The sequence below is a fragment of the Vreelandella zhaodongensis genome (assembly GCF_013415115.1).
Lineage (GTDB): Bacteria > Pseudomonadota > Gammaproteobacteria > Pseudomonadales > Halomonadaceae > Vreelandella > Vreelandella zhaodongensis.
Map to the genome: position 1 here is coordinate 1 of NZ_JACCDD010000005.1, position 20,874 is coordinate 20,874.

Below are 20,874 nucleotides of genomic sequence, written 5' to 3' on the forward strand. Positions count from 1 at the left end.
ACCATAGCGTTCTGGTCGTAGTTATAAGCTTTGAAGCGCGGCATGCTGACCACTCCTCGTCTGTTTCCTCAATCCTACCAAAACTTAGCCGTCAGCGGAGTTTTTCTACAGGCTCAACGCCCGGCTCACGCGCCGGCTTGGAGCTGCGAAGCGGTGGAGAAATTGTCCGGCAAAAGCGCTTGGTTAAATGACCTTTCGGTATACCATTTCATAGGGCAGATAACCTTTTTTCTCATAAAAGCTACGAGCAACTGCGTTTGTGTGTAGCACCGATAGTTTAACGATGGATAATCCATGGGAATGGCAGAAATCCTCTGCGTGCTGTAAAAGCTCAGAAGCGACGCTTGAGCCACGATGAGACTCTGCCACAACAAAGTCTGTAATTAGGCCGTACTGGAGATATTCTGGATATACGTGCTGCGTGCCCGGATGTTCATTGTCACGGAATACTACGATCAGACCAACAGCCTGAGCTGACTCAATAGCGAGAAATATTTTTCCTATTGAGTTCCCAACTGCAGCCACTAAATAGTCGAGTTGGCCCGCTGAAATCTCATTGGACGGTGGCCGATCGCTGCTTAATCGGCGCTCATGTTCCTGTAGTAAACACATCAGCTCAATAGCTGATTCTCGGTGCTTTCCGTCATACTCAATAATTTTCATAGGCATTTAACGAGGCTGTAGAAAAACCCGATTTCGAGCCGTCTCCACCGCCTGTTGTCCTTATTCATGTACCCAGCCGGTCATCTGGCTGAGTCATCTTAGTATCGGCATTTAGCCACTTGGGCACCCAACTAAAGCTTGTCGAAGACGGCCTTTTGCTCTTAAAAAGCAACTTACCACGCTCTAAGCCCTTCATGAGGCGGCCAAATGGCCGTAATTCGCCAACTTCTCAATATTGTGTACCAAGCAGTATAGCTGCCACTGGCCTTGCACTTTTTTCTTACCCCGAAGGCTGAAGCGGTTCAGTCTTTTCGTTGTGCCAATGTTGCCGAAGACGGGCTCCACGACTGACATACGATGGCTGTAAATTTCTTTGCCCTTGGGGCTATCGACTCGGTGCTTCATCCAGTCAGTATAATTGGGTAAGCGTTTGTTCTCGATAATAAAAGACACTTGTCGACCTGCGCCGTTGCGATGGTCGGCAGAACTCGGGTTCTGCATACAGCTGTATTTCTTTGGGCAATGCCGACATTGCAGCAAACGCCCTTCGAAGTGTACCCGGATCTGGCCATTATCGGTTTCCCGTTGCTCTCTATAGGTCAACTTTTCGCCCGTTGGGCAGATACACGTCAGCTCTACTGGGTCAAACTGAAACGCGCTGGCGGGTGTCGTCTCTCGCCAGCCTTTATCTGGTAAATTCTGGTGGCGCTTGCCGTATTTGTTTTTCTGGTCGGTGAATTTCGGGTCTCGGCTGCGGAACTGATTATCAGGGATATAGCCATTATATCCGTCGCTCGTGAAGGTACTTCATATTGGCTTCATTCGCGAAACCGGTATCGGCAGTGACGACGGTGCCTTTTTGGTAGATGTTCTCAGCGATGCCCAGCCTTTTAAAGCGCGCTTCAACCTTCTCCAGAACTGGCCTCAGGGTGTGATGTTCTTGTTCTTGGCCTTCGCCAAAGGCCTGAGCGTCAATGACGATCTGATGTTTCTTATCCACCGTGGCTACACCGTTATAGCCCTGGATCGTGCCCTTGCTTGTCGTTGACCCACAGGGATGTGGGGAATGCAGGTTTTGCAGGAGCAAAAAACCTGCCTTCTTGGCACTTTCGTTATCGGTCAGATTGCTCTTCACTTCCTTGATTCGCTTCCCCCGGCCCATCCTTGGGCTGTGCGTCTTTAGGAAGCAATCCACTTTGTTCATGGCAGCATCTAGCGAGAGAATCGTCTTGGTCCGTCGGATATCCCGATCCAGATCGGCTTCCGTTTCGGCTTCATCACGCGCGTAGTGCTCTAGTAGGTGATGCCGAATCAGGCCTCTCAGTTTCTCACGTTTCTCGCCCAATTCTTTGAACGTGCCCGACCACTCTTTGGAGGCATCGGAGGACATCTTGCAGCCGTCAATGGCAAAGAGTTCGTTACCCAGCAAGCCTTGTTCGTAGCACACCAGCAGCACTTGTTCGAACAGCGCTTCAATCTCATCGGCATGGCGACTGACGAAGCTGGCCAGTGTGGTGAAGTGGGGAACGGTATCGCAGGAAAGAGCTTTAAAAATAATATTGGTCTCGCAGCACCACTGCATTTCACGACTGGAGGTGATGCCTTTAGAGTAGGCAAACAGGATGATCTTCAACAGGATGGCCGGATCATAGGCCAGCCGACCGGTCGCGTCGTTGCGGTACTGGGGATGGAAAACGGACAAGTCGAGCTTGTGCTCGATCAGGTAGTGCACAGCGTGTTCAAAGGTGCCTGGATGGAGCTGATCTTGGTAGTTGATCACCACCATAGCGTTCTGGTCGTAGTTATAAGCTTTGAAGCGCGGCATGCTGACCACTCCTCGTCTGTTTCCTCAATCCTACCAAAACTTAGCCGTCAGCGGAGTTTTTCTACAGGCTCAACGCCTAACTCACCGGAAAATTGGGAGCGCAGCGAGTAATTTTTCCGGTGCAGTAATTTGTTAGCGGCCCTAATCGACGACAGTGTTAACATGCTTCATCACTTTTGTGGATAACTCAAAAAGATCTTTAGCGCTTATCTCATACGCTTCGGAGATCTCAAATACTTCTTCGGCATCCTTCACTCGCCGTGATCCTGGATCAGGATAGCGACCAGCCCAACGTACAAAATGAGTAAGCCCCTTCAATATCGCTAGTTCTTTCTCACTTAAGTTGGAAATAAACTGAGCTAAATCATCTAACTGGTGGTGGAAGTGTTTCTTTTCCTGTCTTGTAAACTCCTCAACTCCAAGCCGCATTAAGATCATGGCTTTCAAGCAAACCTCAAGACTATAGCCAACCAACATTAGTACAACAGCATGATATTGACTGTGACATATAGTACGAATACTTGGAGGCATACTTTCAAAGGTCTGGGAACTCCGTGCTAAGCAAACAGCTGCTTCGCTTAGTGCATTAGCGTGGCTTAACCAGAGAACTGGATTTTTTAGATCTTCCACCGTTGGCGGTTTGGTGATATCTATTTCTAAGCCATTCGCGGTGGCAAGCATACCCCATTTATGCCATGCCAGAGCACTATAACCAAATGGATCATTTGAAAATCCACCTTTGTCTGAGTACATGGATATCTCCTTACGCCGCTAACGCCAAAATGCACGCGCCTGTCGCGTGCATTGCATGGTTATGCACCTATCTCTTTGAACATTTCGTCCTGAATTATTCTGAGTTCTGACGCCTTTGAGAATAGGAAGTTGTCATAACTATCTCCGATGATTGCGCCAGCCCCACCAAGAATATAATCCACAATTCGGGGGATACTATCCCCTTGACTATCTGAAGAAATCCGCCACTCTTCGATCTTGGCACCTATGCCGAGATTCAACGATTTTATAACAGTCTCGGTATAGCGAATATCTTCTGAGAGCAAGCGAAGCTTTTCTGTTCTGTCTGGAGACCAGTCTTGTTTGGCCGTTGCATGAATATCCGCAAAAGTGGCAATCAACGACTGAATGTTTTTCAGCAGGTTTTCTCCCTTCAAAAGTTGCTGCCTGCTCTTAGCCATAGCTCGCTGCAGTCTATATGCGAAAATAGCAGTCAACGCAGCCGCAATTGTGGCGATTCCAGCAAAGAACGTAGCTGCTGCCGAAACCCAGTCTGGCTCAATCTTTAGCATCATCTACTCTGAATGCCTCCATTAAGTGCATAACGCTTGGCACAGCAGACGTTTTGGAGCGACGCAGGAGCGGAAAAAACGTTCCAACTGCTGCCACTGGTTATGAGCGACCAAGAAACTCCTCCTCCGTCATGCCAATAATATTTTCTTCTGCCCCGATCCCCCAAAGGCGCCTAACTGACTTACCGAAGGCTTCAACTAGGGCCTGATCGTCAGCCATTCTCAGTTTCACCATAAGTGCTTGAAAATGCTGTTTCACACCATCAAACATGCGTATGGGGTTGGCAACGATTGAACGAGGGGGAACTGATGTATCCAGCGACCCATCCGATTTTTTCGGATATGTAAGGTAAAATGCCTTCACGACTATAGCTGACTTTATGATTGGGAAGGCCCGCGTGTGCCACACCGCACCGAAGATTTTTGTAGATAGCTCTCGCAGCAATTTCGCAAGATTCGCCATCCGCCTTGAATACCTCGCAAAAACCATTTTTAAAAAACACTCTGGACTTACCCTCGCTACTCTCTCCTGATACATAGCTCCAAATCGCCTCAAAGTATGACGAAAGCAAGGTCATTGCGGCAATATCACCATGCGGCTGGTCCAGTAACACATGGACCGGCGCGAAAACATAATGCCTCCACGTATCCTCAACGACATCTACTAAATCCTCATGCGTGGGATCGTCGAGCTTATCGTGCTTGTAGTTTGGACTAATCTCATGTTCCATCCACGGCCTCCCGTAGCTCATAACGCCTAGGGTCCGGTGCGCCCACGGCGTCACCTGGACCCTTTTGTTAAATTCCAGCCATCTTCACCCGGCATCAACATGCCTGCGTTTATTCCCGGCATGAACCCACCAACCATGCCAATATCAGTGAATATGTCAAAGCCGACGATACTTGCCTCAGAAGATTCGGAAGGAGTTACGAAAAACATTCTTGTGTCCACATGAGATGAAATGCAGAATTGTAAGTATCCACCAACTGTTGATATTTGTTCATTCCGTACAATGTTGGCAAGCGTTATAAATGGCGATCTCCACCAGTTCAGTGAGGCCTCTTCGAACTTCGATCTTTTCTTTTCGATCAAATCAGATATTTCGCTTTTTCGGTCTCCGATTATCAAAAATGCGCCATTAGATATATCGGCTTCTTCTATCACTATGGTCTTTGGTTTTTCTGGTGAGTTCGAGAGTTTGTATGCACTCAATAGTCCCGATCTTCTGCAGTAACCGAACAGGGATATTTCACATCTTGCACTTCCCGGATAATATTGGCCTAAACTTTTTATATACCTTTCGCCGATCTTCTTTGCTAGCTCTGCTATTTCCCTTAAAGTCGGTATCCGCTGGTCAAACGGATAGTCTGGGGCATCCGTAAAAGGGACTTCATTAAGACTTCCGAGAAACGTGCTCAACATCTCTTTTACGTTCGTACCGATAAGGGTGCTACCAGAGAACCCTAAACCTATGCTTAGCAATCTGATCGGGCTGATTTTTAGGTAGTCATCTTGTACAAAAGCGTTAACATCAATCTTAAACAACTTCGGGCAGTTGTCTGTCATGACACTGCCACTATTACCGGTCACTCGAGAATCACCAACGGCCCAGATTGCATCGGACTCTTCTTGGTTTCTCCAACACACTATTGATGTAATGGCTATCTCCTTTAGAATTTAACAGTTTTATTTATGCGCATGCGCGTTTTTCTGGCAAGCCGCACCCTGCCAACAGGCACCTAACTTACTGACCGAAAAGGGTTGAATACTATTTTTTCTCGTAAGCCTCGTTAGAAAAATTCGCATGCGCGCTAACTTTATGATCATTTTTTCAAAATGGCACATAAGCATACAACGCCTTTTTATAAACTATTGTTTTACCAAAACTTACAGCACATTTTCCCAGGAATATGCGCACTCGTATCATAACCGCCATCAGAAAAGCGTTCATTGTGAGCTGTGCGCTCTGTAAATATATGGTTTTAGAGAATGTCAGCCCAGGGTCGAAAAGAGTCATTCGCTCAATTCCTTATAAAACGCCACCCTTCCCTCAATAGCTTCCATACCTTCAATTGGATGCTCATAACTCCAAGCAATATCCTGAACCTCACCCAGCGATAAAGTCACCGTATGCTCTTTAAACGGGCAAAATGTGGTGGTTTCTGAAACGCTGAGTAAATCCATCCGCACGTCTTCGCGTGGGAAGTAGTGGCGTGGCGGGTAGCCGCGTTCGCGGAGTTCAAGCGTATTGGTGGAGTCGGCGATTAACGTGCCATCAACATGCGCCTGCACGCGTTGGCTAATAGGGTGAAGCTCAATGCGTGGGGCATTTTGCATTAGGTTGTTTCCTGCGGCGCTTTTTTTCGCTCTAGTAAAATTAGCTTAGCAGTTAAATCCGTTGAGTCCTACGCTTGCCCCATAACACTTTAGGCTACGGAAATGACCTCGGGCAGGTTTTTGCGATTTTCTCTATACCTCAGCGGCCAGTGACTGATTCAGATCCGCTCATCCCGCTAGTAGTGGAGCTTGTGATGGTTCCATGAAGCGCGCTTTTTACCTCTGCTTCATGAACGCCACAGCCAGACCCGACGATACAAACGTAACGCCTGCTCCAATATTTAACCCGGAAACCAATTTAGGTTTGTTTCTCAGCCATTCTGATAACCTAGATGAAAACACGCCCATAAGGCTGAAACCTGCCGCTGTTAAAACCGCAAACCAAACCCCATAGCCAATCATTTGCCAGGTCACAGAGCCCAGATTAGGATTTACGAATTGAGGGACAAACGCGAGCACAAACATACCCGGCTTAGGGTTGAGTGCCGCTGAAAGGAAGCCCGTTGAAAATACGGTTTTTAAAGACTGTCTTTTTGCAGGCTCTAAGGAAAATAGATTTCGAGAGCGAAGGACTTTAACGCCTAACCAAATGAGATAGCCCGCACCAATAATCTTGACCACATAGAAGGCTAGCTCGGACGTTTGAATTAGAAGAGTCAGCCCAAATGTCGCCGCTAGCACGTGAAATAGAATTCCCATTCCAGACGATAAACCAGAAACGGTTGCGGCCAATCTGCCTTGGCTTAAGCCTCGTCCTATCGCCAGCATGTTATCTGGCCCAGGGGAAATCACTAACAGCAAACATGCCAGTGTATATGTAGCCAACACCTCTAGTGGAAACATGTCATCTCCTTCTACCTGTAACCGAACGTCATCGCCAGCGGGACTTCCTGCTCAGGTGGTGGTTAGGAACGGTATTGTTAGGTTAGGTTCGTTTAGTTATATAGTAGAGAACTCCATTGAGTATATAGCCTGTTGCAGCCCTCCTCGCGGGTGCGCCGGAGGCTTACCACGCGCTACACAACCATTAGTCTTGATCTATTGAAGCTACCATCGTCGAGACTGACCTTGTTAAGTGTTTTTTTGGACAAAGGCACGGTAGCTTTGCACATCCTTGCCGCTCATGGTACTTGCGCTAACAACCTCATCGTAACAATACTGAAAGCCACCAAATAGCTCTCGCAGCTCCTCGGGCCTGCTGTAACACATAGGTATGCCTAGACCTGCCGTAAAAACCGCCTCTTCTTCTGAACAGAACTCAGCAATGTGAAGGAGCCCTCCTGGCTTCAATACACGCATAATCTCCGCAACTACTTCGACACGCTCCACCAATGAAGGAATGCACGTAAAAACCGCACAAACCACGACCGCATCGAACGAACAGTCATCAAAGGGCAGTGTTGCCGTAGATGAATGCAATAGAGAAAGCTCTGGGAATATTTTGAGCCCGCGCTCAACCATCATAGAAGACGGGTCTATACCGATCACATTGGTGTATCCGCTCTCAGTTAACTCCTTAACGATTCGGCCATAACCACACCCAACATCAAGCACTTTGGCCTGCAAATCGACTAAGCTACAGAATCGTTCCCTATCTATTTCCAGGTTAAAGTTAACTTGGTTGGCGACTCTATCCCAGCCTTCTAAGACCATGCTATTACCTACTTAACACACTGCTGTGAGGCTGAAAACGCACAACCCCTAATGCCAGCTTTAACTAAAAATACCAAATGTTTGAAATTCTTCTTAAACAGGGTGTTAGGAGAGCTCTTTAGCCATGCAGAAAAACCTATCGTCTTCTGCAACCACTCTGAAACCAAGCCGCTTATAAAGATGATGCGCTGGACTAATTTTAAACGCCCTTAGCCGGAGCTGTATTGCCTCGGACTCTCTCGCCAGCCTTAAAGACTCGTCCAGGGCAGATGCACCAATGCCTTTATTTTGAAATTTGTCACGAACTTGAAGATCTCGTAAATAACAGCTCTCATGGTCGAATTCTAGGCGAATTACACCAACCATTTCACCATTCAGCAAAATGTCCCAGTTTTTCAGCTTTAGAATCTGTTCCAATATTCTGGCTTGATCCCAATCAACAGAGTAATGCTCATAGTACGAACGCATATTGTCGTATGTCATCTCTGCTGACTTCGCAAAATCAGTAGTTGGTTGATATGAGATCACTATAAATCTCCTAACAGATATTGGATGGTACGTTCTATGGTGGGGTGAGTACGCCAGCATATGGATCAACCACATGCAGCCTAGTTAATGCCCTCTCCAATATCTTAATTTCCAATAAAAACAATTATTATGAACGCTTTGTGCTAACACAAATTGCCATCTATTTATTCATGCTTTTTTCACAAACTGGGCGGTGACCATCATGTCGCCAGCGCCATCAACCTTGCAGTCGAGCTGGTGGTCTTTGCCTTCCTTAAGCCGCTTGATAACCGCCTTGGTGCCAATCTTAAGCACGATTGAGCTGCCTTTGACCTTGAGGTCTTTGATTAGCGTTACCTTATCGCCTTCAGCAAGCAGGGTGCCATTGGCATCTTTCACCGTGACGGTGTCTTCCGCTTCAACCTCGGAGGGGTTCCATTCGTGGGCGCATTCCGGGCAGATGAACAGGCTTTGATCCTGGTAGACGAATTCAGATTGGCAATTGGGGCAAGGTGGGCATGACATGGAAGGTGACTTCTGTGATTTGGTTGGCTGCTTATGATACTGAGCCTTTGCAGCTTTGGCGAATGCATCCAGGCAGGTTCACTGGGAAGCGGTGCCTGTTGATGGCTCAGTGTTTGAATCGTCGCGGGCTAAAGCCACCTCCTACAGGGCGTTTTTATAGTTGGGGATGATGGGTTGGCTACCTGAAGATAGGCATAATTTGATTAGCTGTTTTGCCCTCTTCCTAGTTTTAGAAAATCTCTTGATAATAGGGCATAGCCTATATAGGATAAAACCTATAAAAAAGAGGTCTCCATGTGGTCTATCGAGCAAACAGACACATTTGAAGCGTGGTTCTTCTCATTGGAAGAAATTGAACGTGAGAACGTTCTGGCTTCTGTACTTCTTCTACGTGAACGAGGCCCGATGCTTTCAAGGCCGCACGCTGACACTGTAAATGGCTCGCAGCATTCCAACATGAAGGAATTGCGTGTTCAGTGCCAGGGACGTCCTATTAGAGTATTTTTTGCGTTTGACCCACGTCGCACAGGCATCTTGCTATGCGCAGGCGATAAAGGTGGAAATGACAAGCGCTTCTATAATGAGATGATTCCAGTCGCCGATAAAGAATATACGGCTCACCTGGAAACACTAAAGTGAGGTGGTAACCATGGCACGTAAACTGGAAGACTTGTTAGCAAGAGAAAAGCCAGAGATCGTTGCGGCAGCCGAGGCGAAAGCCAACGATATGTTATTCGAGATCAGGCTTGCCGAAATTCGTCAGCTAGCGGAGAAAACCCAAGCAGACATAGCTATTGCGATGGGAGTAAAACAACCCACCGTCGCAGGACTTGAGAAAGTTGGCCAGGATATGCGCCTTAGTTCACTCAAACGCTACGTCGAAGCGCTAGGCGGCCGAGTCCGTGTCGATATAGAACTTCCCGATGGAAGTCATCATGGCTTCCCTGTATAGCTGTCCCCAACAAGCTGTTTAGACTTACGCCGTTTTTTAGTAATGCATCACACCTCGAATACTTAGATCAAACCGGCTCCAGGTGCCAACCTTGTTCGGTTGCTAGCAGGCGGTCTGTTAGCGCTAGGTTTTCCAGAAAGGCATCGTCGTGGGATACCACCACTAACGCGCCTTGGTAACTGCGCAGCATGGTTTCCAGTGCTTGTGCTGAAGGCAAATCAAGGTGGTTATTTGGCTCGTCCAGTAGCAATAGTTGCGGTGGGGAGTCGGCATAAAGGATGCAGGCCAGCGCTCCTTTCAGGCGCTCACCACCGCTTAGCAATCCACTGGGTGTGGTGATTTTTTGCGCGCCTAGGCCTAACTGGGCTAACCGCATGCGTAGGTCTCCTTCACTCGCGGTTCGGTTGGCCCGTTGCAGCTGTTCGAGTAGCGTCTTTGCTGGGTCTAGATTCCCCAGTTGCTGGTCAAGATAGGCGCTTTCAGGCGTAATGTTGTAGGTTCCTGATAAGGGCTCAATCTGGCCCGCCAGCACGCGGAGCAGCGTAGATTTACCACAGCCATTCGGCCCGACAATGCCTAGTCGCTGCTGCCCTTTCAGCATTAGATTAATGTGCCGAGTGGCTCCCATGACGAACGGTAGCTCAACCCTTTCTAACTCAGCCAAACAGCGCTTGGCGGCCTGAGTAATAGGTATTTCATGCAGGTTGATTTGTCGCTCGTTTTCAACCTGCTTTGCGGCGTCACGCACACGTTGATTTAGCTGCGCCTGACTGGTCACCTGCTTTTGGCGCAGCGCGCCCGCCGAGGTTTCGCTGCGCTCTTTCTGGCGGTCTAACAGGATCTTGGCCTGGTTGGCTTCCTTGCCCAGCCGATTGCCGCGAGCCTGGCGTTTCTCCTGACGTTCACGCTGCTTGCGCATCGTTCGCTCTTCGCGTTGGCGTTCGAGCTTTCGCTGGCTGAGCTGATCAAGGGCAGCCTGCTGTTCATGCGCTTTCGCTTGGGCATAGAACGTATAGTTGCCGCCGTAGCTGTGCAGCCCTACGGGCGACAGTTCCACGATACGCTCCATGGCTTCCAGTAGTTGTCGGTCATGGCTAACCACAATCAGCCCACGCGGCCAGCGCTGCAGCTGTTCGATAAGCGCCTGCCGATTTGGTCGGTCGAGATGGTTGCTTGGCTCATCAAGAATCAGGCAATCCGCCTCCGAGAGCATGGCGCCCATTAAGGCCACGCGCATGGCTTCACCGCCGCTCAATGTGTTCGCTGGTGTGCTGGCCTCAAGATAGCCCAGGCCATTGCGTTCGAGTTCATGGCGAAATCGCTGGGACATGTCCCAGCGATCATCAACTGCCTCAAAATCCTCAGGCGCTGTGCTGCCCGCCTCAATGCGGGCTAGCGCATCCAGCGTTGTTCGAACACCGGCAAGATCAGCGACACAAGCACCCTTCGGCTGTGCTATCTGCTGGGCAAGGTAATGGACGCTATCGGGGCGCTGGCACTCGCCAGTGGTTGGCTGCAATAGACCCGCGAGGATTTGGGCTAGGACTGTTTTGCCGACACCATTACGCCCCACCAACCCGGTTGGGCGGTTATCGAACTGCTCGTAAAGGTCAGTGAAAAGCGTTCTGCCATCCGACAGAACGTAGGAAACACCTTTTAAGGTGAGATAGGTATTTGTCATGTGTGATTCCAACGATGCCAAGAACTCTCTCTAGACCCCCTCCCAAGAACTATTCCAAGGACCATCCCTAGAACTATTCCAAGAACTATGCCAAGGACTATCCTTGCTACTGGGGGCTGGTGGAGACTGGCCGTTATTGCAACGGCGGCATCAATGGTTCATTGGACAAATACCTCTGCTAAACGTGGGAAGGCATAAACAATAATACAAATAACACTCGCTAGCTATGAGGTGTTAGGGGGATTTTCGCTTACCGCTCCTTCGACAATATCGGCCTCCCATTATCAGGCAAAAGATGAATACCTGGGTTATCGCTATACAGGCAACTACCCCGCTCCAGGCCCATATCGCAAAGGCATACGCCGCAAGGCTTGCGCCCATTGCGCCGCCTAAATAGTAGCAAGTGAGGTATATGCCCGCAGCAACACCAGCGGGTACGCGGCGCGAGCTGCTTAATAACTGGGTCGTCACTGTTTGGAACATATAGGTTCCTATGGCAAATAGTGCAACGCCCACCGGAATAGACATGTGCATTGCGCTAATCAGCCACAGCGATCCCCAGATCAACGCCATCAGTAATATGGCAATCGCTATTTCACTGAGGTAGCGCCTCAATACGCTGGAAGTGAGTACGAAAAAAAGCGCTGGCAGACATGCTAGATAGATCGTGCCGATCTGCTGTGAATCCCAATGATAGGGTTCTTGAGAAAGCCATAAACCAAGCGCGGTAAACACAGCGCTTTGCGTGAAAAGAAGAGCAAAACCAGCGAGATAGGCAATAAGCAGCGTATTGTCAGTAAGCGCGCGCCTTATATATGTCACCGGCGTTTGATGCCTTTCCGCACACTGCGTTGGTCCGGCACCCGCAGTTTTCAGAAGAGTTGTTTCCGGAAGAGTAGTTCTCGGAAGAGTCGCTTTCGGAAGAAGACAAATCGCCACCGCAGCCAGCACCATCAGGCATGCGGAGCTTAAGAATCCCAGCTTCCAACCAATGGCATCAACTGACCAAGCGGGATAAAACCGGCTGAGCGTACTGCCAACAATGGTTCCGGTCACGTACAGAGGCACGAAGCTCCTGGGGTGCTGAGAAACCAGATTCATTGTTGCGGTTAATAGAGAGGGAATGACAATGCCCTGGCCGAGCCGCATTGCAAAAAGCACATCTTGGCGAGTGGTAAATGCAATCGAAGCATTAATCGCAGCCAATGTGAGAAAGCCAGCTATCAATAAGGTCGATGGGTTGGCGCGTTTTGTTACAGCACCCGTTATTGGCGCGGTTATCATCATTCCTAGCAGCGACGCCATCGTTAACCAGCCAGCGCCAGTGGCCGTTGTTCCGAACCGCTCTACTAACGCTGGAAACAGCGCCTGAAGCTGGTACAAATTAAAAAAAGCGCCGAGCGATCCGATCATTAAGGCCGTACGCATGGCTTACCCCCGTTTAGGTAGGCCTCACCATACGTGTAGGCAGGGTTAGAATGAAGGTCGGATTCGGTATCTCAGTGATACGTGATGCGACAGAGCACTGCGTCCGAAATCAGCGTATGTTGTGCTCAAGTGAGGAGCTACGAAATGGTCGAGCTTAAGCAGATAAAGCATTTTGTTGCCGTTGCTGAGGAACTTAACTTCAGGCGCGCTGCCGAGCGATTGCATATTACCCAGCCACCGCTGAGCCAGAGCATCAAAGCACTGGAAGAGACGGTGGGTGTGAAGCTGTTCGAGCGCAATACCCGAGGCGTCCATCTCACCAAAGCAGGCGAGGCCTTTCTTGGTGAGAGCCTGGAAATACTGAGAGCTGCGCAGCGAAGTGTCAGCGTTGCAAGGCAAGCGGCTCATGGTGAAGTCGGCACGCTGCGCATTGGTTATTCGGCCAGTGCGATCTTCTCCAAAACCCTCACCTCTGCCCTAGCTAAACTGCTCGCCGATCGCCCACTGCTCGAACTGCAGCTGTGCGAAGGGAATGCCCTCTTGCATATCGCCTCGCTGAAAGCGGGTAAGCTTGACGCTGCGGTACTACGAGCCGACCTGGACGAGAACGCTCTAACGGGTTTATCGGTTTCCAGGTTGGGAGATGAACCGCTGTTCGTGCTTCTCCCCCCAGGCCATCGGCTGCAGGCAAGGTCTTCCATCAATTTTAGCGAAATAGCCAGCGAGCGGCTCTTACTCCAGCCAGCTACCCAAAGGACATTCCTACGACGCCAACTGGAAACACTGGCCGATAAAGCGGGGGTTCCTCTCGGCCATGCATTAGAAGTGCCTGATATCGGAAGTATGCTGTGCTTTGTAGACGCCGGCATTGGTATCACGATTCTGCCTGCCAGCGCCGCGTCGATGGCTCACAGCCTGATTGCCATACCGCTTGCCGATGAAGGCTCTTCCCAGCCGCTACTGCTAGCCCGCAAAGTAGGCAACCCTTTGAGTGAGCAGCTCAAACGTCTTGTTGAGACCCATTCCTCATGAGCTTGGGGCGTAGCGCGTTTTAGGCTCAGAAGATGCGTGGTTATACCATTCCAGATCCAATCCCAAAAATTGGGTTCCTGGGACAGGGTTATTCGTCACGGGTGTGTGTGGAACGAACCCATATGACTGGTATAGCGCCAAGGCCGTTTCGAACTCAGGTAGTACATCAAGGCATATTTTCTTATACCCACTGCTGATGGCTTCCTGCAATATTCGCTCTACCAACCTAGCGCCCAACTTACTTCCACGAGCAGTTGGACGAACATAAACCCGCTTCATTTCGCAGGTATTATCGTTCACCTTGCGAAATGCAGCACACCCCACCGGTATCTTATTAATTGTTGCTAAAAATATCTTTGACTCATCCGAGCTATACTTTTCAGATAAGCTATTAAATTCTTCATCATTACCTTGAAAAGCAAGGTCAACTGACGTGTTCGCTATATATTCTCGATACAAATCAAGTACAGCATTTAAGTCAGCGGGAAACGTTGCTCTTTCTACTGTATACACACCTTCCTCCTGATTGCATGACACCTAGCGGTAAACCAGCACCGTTGACACACTTGTTCACTTTAGGGAAAGGTCTCTCCCAATCCTGATACCCAGCTTTTTTAGCGAGAACTAGCCCACACAAGCAATCCTTTTGCTTTGAAAGCAACCACATGAAAATTAATGGTAGGATGGTACTCTTACGTTAATACACATAAGGCATTACGAATGCAATTCCTTCGTTTAGTTCTATTCAACCTTACCCTCCTGACCACTTCGATGCCGGTGATTAATCAGCAAACTGCTTGGGCTGCTGATGAAGAGCTATATACAGAAGCTGAGGCTATGCGGCATATCGCGCTCTTTTCCAGAATATCGCTTTCTGCCTTATACAATAAAATTCGTGTTTGCCACCTGGATAGCATCTTCTATTTTCATATTGGCCAACTCAAAGATGAGCAACATAAGTCGGAAGAAGAGCTGCTAAGTATGTTTTCAAGTGACCCAAGGTCTGTGGAAACTATCGCTAGCGTATTTGCATCAGAGGAACACTATTACGACGGCGCGATGGCCGTTTATGATGAATGCGCTAATCAAAAATTAGAAGAAATGAAGTCACTAAGCTCATTCGACCAGCTTCACGCCATCGCCCTGGAAACTGATTAAACACCGAAAAATGCGCCATAGCCAAGCTACCGGTAACGAGTCGAGTTCCGAAAGCTGCATGGGCCGTACGCCAGCAAATATCTGTTATGTCATCGAATGCGCACCAAAGGATGCATTATAAAAGCCCATAGCAAGAACAAACATCACAAAGGTAATAAAACCAAAAATGGTAACCCAATTGACATCCCGCTGAGTTAACGCTCCTCTTGGGTATCGACCAATAGTGAGAAACCAGAGGGATAGGCGCCCCAGATTAAAAAATACAATCTGGATAAGCAGCACCATAACGAGCAACTTTAGAAGCTCGGCTATGATTTCAGCTAGCCTGCTAAGTGCATCATTCATCACTCAATCTCTTTAGCATTAAACCATTCCTCTCCAACTTGTAACGAGCCCATTGCCCCTCTAGAAGTTCATTTAAACCGAAACAGCTCGCTCTGCTTTCACTCTAGAGGGAAAGCAGCACTCATACCTCAGATGTTACTTATTGACCAACAAATACTTCTTTTAACTGAACCACTAGCCACCTCAGCCTCTCGAGTGCCATCTAACTACCTGCGGACACTATCAGCCTATTGCTTATCGACCATACGTATTATTGAAGCTACCTAACTGGCTATTTTTACACCACTCTTTATCCTCTGGATACCCTTAAACAGTTGCGGGCTACGACCTTACCGCAAAACTACAGCCACCTCCTATCCTGCTTTTCCCAACCACGCAGAAATGAAGGTAGATGTGATTCGCTTATCCGCGCCTCGGCTCCTAGACTGAAAGCTCATTTCTTTTGAGTTACCGACCTATGCGTGTGTTTTCTAATCCGGTCGGTGCCGGTTCACTCTGGTTTGATAATTTGGTGACCGCCGACGGCGTTCCTGTGGCTTACGACCCGCAAGCGCGCGCCTTTCTGCCGATGCCACCCTATTGTGCCAACCGCGAAGTGATCGGTTGCAACTGGATTGCGCCTAAGCAAGGTGAATTCTGCCGTGCCTGCGCAATGACTGCCCTTGCACCAGATCCTTCTATTGCTGATGCCATGCCCAACTGGGCACAAACGGAGGCGGCGAAGCGCTGGGTGATCGATAACCTTGGCCGTTGGAACTGGTTTCGCCCAGAAGACCCCGGTACACCGCCGATATTTCATATGCTGGCGGAAGGAGGAACGCCGGTGCCCATGGGGCATGTGGGTGGCGTAGTGACCATCAGTGTCGCGGAAGCGGATGCAGTGCTGCGCACGACCCGCAAAGAGGCATTGGCAGAGCCTTACCGCACAATGATTGGCCATATGCGCCATGAAATCGCCCATATGCTGTGGTGGCGGCTGAGCTTACGGGATGACTTTCTTGATGAGTTTCGTGAGATGTTTGGCGATGAGCGGGAGGATTACCCAGCAGCGTTGCAGCACTATTATCACAATGGCCCACCTGCGGATTGGCGGCAGCGTTTTCTTTCCACCTATGCGTCCTCCCACCCCCATGAAGATTGGGCGGAAACTACCTCGCACCTGCTGCACCTGACCGATATCACCGATAGCTTTGTGTCGGCGGGTATGACCTCTCCAGCCTTGCCCAACACCTATGGTTGGGATGCTTACGCAGAACCGGATGCTGAGCGCCTGATCCACATTGCGGCATCATTAGTCGCCGGTGTTAACCATGTGAACCGCTCGATGGGGCTTTCGGATCTTTATCCGTTTGTGCTTTCCGATCCGGCAATGCGCAAGCTAGCCTTCGTGCATAATTGGTTGCGGCGCGGTGCTCAAGGGCTTTAATTCGCATTTGCAACTGGCCCTGGGGAAAGCAGCGCATTTCCCAGGGCTGGCCATTCTTCAACGCTTTAGCTTAGCTCAAGCGCGTCAATCGCTGCTGCCACCCTTTTCCGCGCATCGCCCTGCAGCGTTTGTAATGGCTGGGGCAAACAAGGCTGGCTTACTTTTCCGGTAAGTTCTGCAATAGTAGCGGCTACTCGCAGGCTGCCGCCGAAGTCCCGGTAGAGTGCCCATAACGGTTCAAGCGCAGCGGAAAGCCCATTGGCGTGTTGCTCATCTCCCGTTTGGGCGGCACGGGTTAGCGCCAGCGCAGTGTCAGGGTATAGCCCACCAATCACTGAGTACCAAGCATCGCAGCCAGCAAGTAGCCCCGTGGCAGCGGCTGGGTCGCCGCTAATGCCGATTGTCACGTCGTTGGAAATCAATCCGCGCAGCCGTGCCACGCGCGCCTGTGCGGCGGCTATATCATTCTGCACTGGGGGAATTTTAATCGAACGAACCTGGGGCAGTTGGGAGATGCGCCCATGCAGTTCCTCACTAAATTCAAAGTGCGTAGTGCCAGGGTTGTCATAGACACATAGTGGCACGCTCAGCGAACGACAAACCGTCTCGAAAAGGCTAAATACCTCATCCTCGGTAAGCTTTTGATAGGAAACCGGTGCCAGCAATACGCCACTTGCCCCAGCTTTCTGGGCATTTTCGGCATTGACCAGCACATCGCGGGTGCGTAGCGCGCCTATGCCCACCACCACTGGCACGTCAGCAGCATGCTCAACGCAAAGCTTGGCAACACGGGCGCGTTCTTCACCACTCAAATAAGCGTAGCTGCCCGTCGACCCCAGCACGCCAATTGAGTCCACCCGTGCTTCCACCAGGCGCTCCACCAAACGAGTAAACTCATGCTTATGAATGCCCTGCTCGTTCATGGGAGTTAGTGGAAATGCGCTCAGACCGGTGAACATAGTGAATGATCCTAATGAAATGTCTTCCCAGTTTTATAACCCTTCTTGCGCTCTGGCAATAGCGGCAGAAATAGCTGCCTTTGCTTGCGGGCTGTTTTTCCAGCAGGTTGTGTGCAGCATAGCAGCCACCATTTCTGCTATCTCATCTACTTGGCACTCGGCAAGCTCGCTGAATGAGTCGATACCAACCTCTTCAAAACGCTTAAGAACGGTGGGGCCTACGCCTTTGACACTCAAAAGTGCATCCCTTTCAGCATCAGTAAAGGCCACTTATGTCATCCTCTTTACCTATTTTAAGAAGGGTAAAACGATATTGGCACTTTATGTGCGCACCTCTGACCAAACAGCAAACTCATTGCCACTGGGTTCTAGGAAGTGGAAACGAAAGCCGCCTGGAAATTCGAAAATAGGCTGAATGACCTCACCACCGTTTTTCTTTACTTTACTGAGCGTTGCGTTTATATCTGCGCTGTAAAACACCAACAATGCACCGCCATTAGCAGTTCGGTTGCAGGCATCTGAATGATAAAAGCCGCCATCTAACCCTTGGTTAGAAAACGCTGCGTATTCAGGGCCGTAATCGACAAACTCCCAGCCAAACACCGCCGTGAAAAACGTTTTTGTCGCCGCTAACTCTTTCGCTGCGAACTCTACGTAATTAAGTTTTTCATGCTGGTGCATCGGCTTGTTCCTTTAAGCTTAGTCTAACGTGACTGCTTAATAACCAGCTCAACCGCTTGCTTGACATAATCGTACATGACTGGACAAGTGCTGGCTCTTGAGCCTGCCACGTTCAGCACGGTAATGTGGTGATCGTGCACAAAGTCGGCTAGCAGCATCGCGGCATGAAGCGGGTCTATCAGCTCAATATCAATCAGTTTATAGGGCTTTGATTGCTGAATGCAGAAGAGTGCGGTGGCTTCTGTTCCCCCTTGAAGATAAGACGCATAGAAGATGGCGGTGCCATCCGCGTTCTGTACATTTTGATGGTTGCGCTGACGGTAATCGCCGCTCACTTCTTCGAGAGTGTAGACGCTACTCATCGGCCCGTCTTCGGCCATTCTGCCTACGGGGCAAGTACCGCCGATGGGGAAGTTCAGCGTTAATGCAGCATCTAGTGCTGCCCTATCAGCGCCTGTTTGACCGCCACTTATAATTTTGGAAAGCATAGGTTAGTCACGTGCCTCTGACCGAGTGGCAAACGCACTGCCACATGGTGTTAGTAATTGAAAACAAGCGTTGTGAAATCTACTGCCCGAAGCCTATTCCCAAGCGCAGCGCTTGAAGACCATCGAACTCAACACTTACGTCGTCAGAAAACACTGGGTGCCCTTCTACCACCATGTTCACGGCTGCCTGCGAACCGCGATAGGTGACGGTCACTGTCAGCTCGGCAGAGGTGCTAATAGGCGCGAATACACCATACTCAACGTTATCAACACTTACCGAAGACAGGCCGCGATCATTTAGCTGCTGCTGCACTTCTTGTTTTACAGCGACTCCGTAATAGATATAGATGCCCACGTAGCCAATTGCCAGTAGTACGATCAGTGAAAAAAGCTTTCCCATTCGATTCCCCCCAGGGTGACTAAAGCCTTATGGTTGCCGCCTTCGGCAGGCAACCGTGAGCGGTGATAATGCCTGCGGTAAGGGGTGGCTACAAGCACTCAAAAATGAACATTATTTACAAACTAACATTGCGTAGTCGTTTTCAATTTATAGTCTAGACGATCAATCGCCGATTACTTTAATGTCGGCGTTCATACACCAATTTAGCCAGTTCGAGGTCTTCCAACATATCCATCATGGCTGCATAGGTTTCAGCGGGAATGAGATAAGCTGCTGGTTTGGTTTATTGTGGTTCAGTACGGTAATAGGGGAGCTACTGGTCTGGGCAAGCAACGACGATGGATTTTTCTTCAGCTCAGAGTTACTTACCGAAAAATCTGCTAATACTCGGTGAATACTAGGGAGCCTCTGGTTAATGTAATGAGCGCAGGCCAGACAAGGCAAAAATTAACGAAAAAAGGACCGGGCTCGCGTTCGAGTTTACGGGTTGTAAATGAGCATTTTGATCGGACTCGCGCACGAGGCGATTTTTAACGCAGTATGGCCAAGCGTAATAGTTAATCAGAGGTTTCCTAGGTTCCTATAAGGGCTATGTTAAGTGCTCTATATAGCCCTTATATTAGTTCTTTTTTTTGTCTATTAGTATGTAACGGTATCCACCTGAAGCTGTTTGTAGCCCTCCTCTCGGCACACCCTGACACTTTCTGCCAGTTCACTGACTAAGCCATGTACTCGTTCAACGGCTTCATCTGGCGTGTTGGCATGTTCGATACAGTCAACAAGCGCGGAGCCGACCACCACCGCATCGCTGAAGCGACCAATGGTGGCGGCTTGCTCGGCAGTGCGAATCCCAAACCCAACGGCAATAGGTAGCTCGGTGTGTTTTCGTAGATCATTCACCGCACTTTCTAAACGCTCCGGTGTGGGTGCGCTGCCGCCCGTTACGCCCGCGACAGATACGTAGTAGATAAATCCAGAGGCGTTACCCAGCACTTTGGGCAACCGTTTGGCATCAGTCGTCGGCGTTGCTAGGCGAATAAAATCAATGCCATGCTGGGCCGCCGGCTGGCAGAGCTCTTCATCGTGCTCTGGAGGTAGATCCACCACAATCAGGCCATCTACCCCAACCCTGGCGGCATCGGTAAGAAAACGCTCAACGCCGTAACAATAAATCGGGTTGTAGTAGCCCATCAGTACGATCGGCGTGGTGCTGTTCTGTTCGCGGAAACTGCGCACCATCTCTAGCGTTTTAGCTTGAGTTTGACCGCCTTCCAGGGCACGTAGCGCGGCTTTTTGAATCGCGGGACCATCGGCCATGGGATCACTGAACGGCATGCCAAGCTCGATGATATCCACTCCTGCCTCGGGTAGCCCACGCAGCAGACGGCGTGAGGTGTCGGCATCTGGATCCCCAGCGGTAAGGTAGCTGACCAGGGCTGGGCGATTTTGTTGTTTGAGCGCTGCAAAACAGTGCTCAAGGCGAGAAGGATTATTCATGGAAAGCTCCTT

27 protein-coding genes are annotated in these 20,874 nt (G+C 49.7%); 5 read left to right on the plus strand and 22 right to left on the minus strand.

Features of this window, described 5'->3' with window-relative positions:
* Positions 1–183 precede the first annotated feature (183 nt).
* From HZS79_RS09680 to HZS79_RS09730, 12 genes are all read right to left on the minus strand, one after another.
* Positions 184–663: a GNAT family N-acetyltransferase gene (locus HZS79_RS09680; RefSeq protein ID WP_179927743.1), complete on the minus strand. Its 480-nt coding sequence runs from the start codon at positions 661–663 to the stop codon at positions 184–186.
* 192 nt (positions 664–855) lie between these two features.
* Positions 856–1,266 (minus strand): transposase, encoded by a 411-nt coding sequence (locus HZS79_RS16825; RefSeq protein ID WP_246311447.1) that lies wholly within the window; start codon positions 1,264–1,266, stop codon positions 856–858.
* A gap of 178 nt (positions 1,267–1,444) precedes the next feature.
* Positions 1,445–2,488: a transposase gene (locus tag HZS79_RS16830; protein WP_246311448.1), complete on the minus strand. Its 1,044-nt coding sequence runs from the start codon at positions 2,486–2,488 to the stop codon at positions 1,445–1,447.
* A gap of 141 nt (positions 2,489–2,629) precedes the next feature.
* The gene (locus HZS79_RS09690; protein ID WP_179927744.1) at positions 2,630–3,241 is read right to left on the minus strand and encodes a HEPN domain-containing protein; all 612 of its coding nucleotides are present in this window, start codon (positions 3,239–3,241) and stop codon (positions 2,630–2,632) included.
* A 59-nt stretch (positions 3,242–3,300) separates the two neighbouring features.
* Positions 3,301–3,795, minus strand: coding sequence for a hypothetical protein (locus HZS79_RS09695; RefSeq protein WP_179927745.1), 495 nt, complete (start codon positions 3,793–3,795; stop codon positions 3,301–3,303).
* Between the two features lie 260 nt (positions 3,796–4,055).
* Positions 4,056–4,523 carry a hypothetical protein gene (locus tag HZS79_RS09700; protein ID WP_179927746.1) on the minus strand — a complete coding sequence of 156 codons (468 nt, stop codon included), beginning with the start codon at positions 4,521–4,523 and terminating at the stop codon, positions 4,056–4,058.
* A 50-nt stretch (positions 4,524–4,573) separates the two neighbouring features.
* A complete protein-coding gene (locus tag HZS79_RS09705) occupies positions 4,574–5,359 on the minus strand; it encodes a hypothetical protein (protein ID WP_179927747.1) in 786 nt (261 codons plus the stop codon).
* Positions 5,360–5,806: 447 nt separating this feature from the next.
* A complete protein-coding gene (locus HZS79_RS09710) occupies positions 5,807–6,130 on the minus strand; it encodes a DUF427 domain-containing protein (RefSeq protein ID WP_179927748.1) in 324 nt (107 codons plus the stop codon).
* A 216-nt stretch (positions 6,131–6,346) separates the two neighbouring features.
* Entirely contained in the window at positions 6,347–6,973 is a 627-nt protein-coding gene (locus HZS79_RS09715; protein WP_179927749.1) for a LysE family translocator, read from the minus strand.
* A 228-nt stretch (positions 6,974–7,201) separates the two neighbouring features.
* Positions 7,202–7,783 carry a class I SAM-dependent methyltransferase gene (locus tag HZS79_RS09720; protein ID WP_179927750.1) on the minus strand — a complete coding sequence of 194 codons (582 nt, stop codon included), beginning with the start codon at positions 7,781–7,783 and terminating at the stop codon, positions 7,202–7,204.
* Between the two features lie 105 nt (positions 7,784–7,888).
* A complete protein-coding gene (locus HZS79_RS09725) occupies positions 7,889–8,311 on the minus strand; it encodes a GNAT family N-acetyltransferase (RefSeq protein WP_179927751.1) in 423 nt (140 codons plus the stop codon).
* A gap of 168 nt (positions 8,312–8,479) precedes the next feature.
* Complete coding sequence (locus tag HZS79_RS09730) at positions 8,480–8,815, minus strand: zinc ribbon domain-containing protein YjdM (protein ID WP_038477126.1); 336 nt, start codon at positions 8,813–8,815, stop codon at positions 8,480–8,482.
* A gap of 294 nt (positions 8,816–9,109) precedes the next feature.
* Between HZS79_RS09730 and HZS79_RS09735 the strand changes: the two genes are divergently transcribed.
* Both HZS79_RS09735 and HZS79_RS09740 read left to right on the plus strand, forming a co-directional pair.
* Complete coding sequence (locus HZS79_RS09735) at positions 9,110–9,454, plus strand: type II toxin-antitoxin system RelE/ParE family toxin (RefSeq protein WP_095603866.1); 345 nt, start codon at positions 9,110–9,112, stop codon at positions 9,452–9,454.
* Between the two features lie 10 nt (positions 9,455–9,464).
* Entirely contained in the window at positions 9,465–9,767 is a 303-nt protein-coding gene (locus HZS79_RS09740; RefSeq protein WP_095603867.1) for a helix-turn-helix domain-containing protein, read from the plus strand.
* A 67-nt stretch (positions 9,768–9,834) separates the two neighbouring features.
* Here the strand turns inward: HZS79_RS09740 and HZS79_RS09745 are convergent, their stop codons facing one another.
* On the minus strand, positions 9,835–11,448 hold the full coding sequence (locus HZS79_RS09745) for an ABC-F family ATP-binding cassette domain-containing protein (protein ID WP_179927752.1): 1,614 nt from the start codon (positions 11,446–11,448) through the stop codon (positions 9,835–9,837).
* Between the two features lie 234 nt (positions 11,449–11,682).
* Positions 11,683–12,876 (minus strand): MFS transporter, encoded by a 1,194-nt coding sequence (locus HZS79_RS09750; RefSeq protein ID WP_179927753.1) that lies wholly within the window; start codon positions 12,874–12,876, stop codon positions 11,683–11,685.
* A 144-nt stretch (positions 12,877–13,020) separates the two neighbouring features.
* Between HZS79_RS09750 and HZS79_RS09755 the strand changes: the two genes are divergently transcribed.
* Positions 13,021–13,908 (plus strand): LysR family transcriptional regulator, encoded by an 888-nt coding sequence (locus tag HZS79_RS09755; RefSeq protein WP_179927754.1) that lies wholly within the window; start codon positions 13,021–13,023, stop codon positions 13,906–13,908.
* On the opposite strand, the gene HZS79_RS09760 is transcribed toward HZS79_RS09755, so the two are convergent.
* Positions 13,903–14,421, minus strand: a complete 519-nt coding sequence (locus HZS79_RS09760) for a GNAT family N-acetyltransferase (protein WP_179927755.1) — start codon at positions 14,419–14,421, stop codon at positions 13,903–13,905. The genes HZS79_RS09755 and HZS79_RS09760 overlap by 6 nt on opposite strands.
* Positions 14,422–14,628: 207 nt before the next feature.
* Between HZS79_RS09760 and HZS79_RS09765 the strand changes: the two genes are divergently transcribed.
* Positions 14,629–15,066: a hypothetical protein gene (locus HZS79_RS09765; protein ID WP_179927756.1), complete on the plus strand. Its 438-nt coding sequence runs from the start codon at positions 14,629–14,631 to the stop codon at positions 15,064–15,066.
* A gap of 84 nt (positions 15,067–15,150) precedes the next feature.
* Here HZS79_RS09765 and HZS79_RS09770 read toward each other — a convergent pair whose 3' ends face one another.
* Positions 15,151–15,411, minus strand: a complete 261-nt coding sequence (locus tag HZS79_RS09770) for a hypothetical protein (protein ID WP_179927757.1) — start codon at positions 15,409–15,411, stop codon at positions 15,151–15,153.
* A 457-nt stretch (positions 15,412–15,868) separates the two neighbouring features.
* Between HZS79_RS09770 and HZS79_RS09775 the strand changes: the two genes are divergently transcribed.
* On the plus strand, positions 15,869–16,837 hold the full coding sequence (locus HZS79_RS09775; protein WP_179927758.1) for a zinc-binding metallopeptidase family protein: 969 nt from the start codon (positions 15,869–15,871) through the stop codon (positions 16,835–16,837).
* A gap of 65 nt (positions 16,838–16,902) precedes the next feature.
* Here HZS79_RS09775 and HZS79_RS09780 read toward each other — a convergent pair whose 3' ends face one another.
* From HZS79_RS09780 to trpA, 6 genes are all read right to left on the minus strand, one after another.
* The gene (locus HZS79_RS09780) at positions 16,903–17,796 is read right to left on the minus strand and encodes a dihydrodipicolinate synthase family protein (RefSeq protein WP_179927759.1); all 894 of its coding nucleotides are present in this window, start codon (positions 17,794–17,796) and stop codon (positions 16,903–16,905) included.
* 33 nt (positions 17,797–17,829) lie between these two features.
* The gene (locus tag HZS79_RS09785) at positions 17,830–18,066 is read right to left on the minus strand and encodes a helix-hairpin-helix domain-containing protein (protein WP_162220064.1); all 237 of its coding nucleotides are present in this window, start codon (positions 18,064–18,066) and stop codon (positions 17,830–17,832) included.
* Between the two features lie 51 nt (positions 18,067–18,117).
* Positions 18,118–18,477, minus strand: a complete 360-nt coding sequence (locus HZS79_RS09790) for a VOC family protein (RefSeq protein ID WP_162220063.1) — start codon at positions 18,475–18,477, stop codon at positions 18,118–18,120.
* Positions 18,478–18,500: 23 nt separating this feature from the next.
* Positions 18,501–18,965 (minus strand): YpsA SLOG family protein, encoded by a 465-nt coding sequence (locus HZS79_RS09795; protein WP_179927760.1) that lies wholly within the window; start codon positions 18,963–18,965, stop codon positions 18,501–18,503.
* Between the two features lie 79 nt (positions 18,966–19,044).
* On the minus strand, positions 19,045–19,365 hold the full coding sequence (locus tag HZS79_RS09800; protein WP_162220061.1) for a hypothetical protein: 321 nt from the start codon (positions 19,363–19,365) through the stop codon (positions 19,045–19,047).
* Positions 19,366–20,004: 639 nt separating this feature from the next.
* Complete coding sequence (trpA, locus tag HZS79_RS09810) at positions 20,005–20,862, minus strand: tryptophan synthase subunit alpha (protein WP_179927761.1); 858 nt, start codon at positions 20,860–20,862, stop codon at positions 20,005–20,007.
* Positions 20,863–20,874 lie beyond the last annotated feature (12 nt).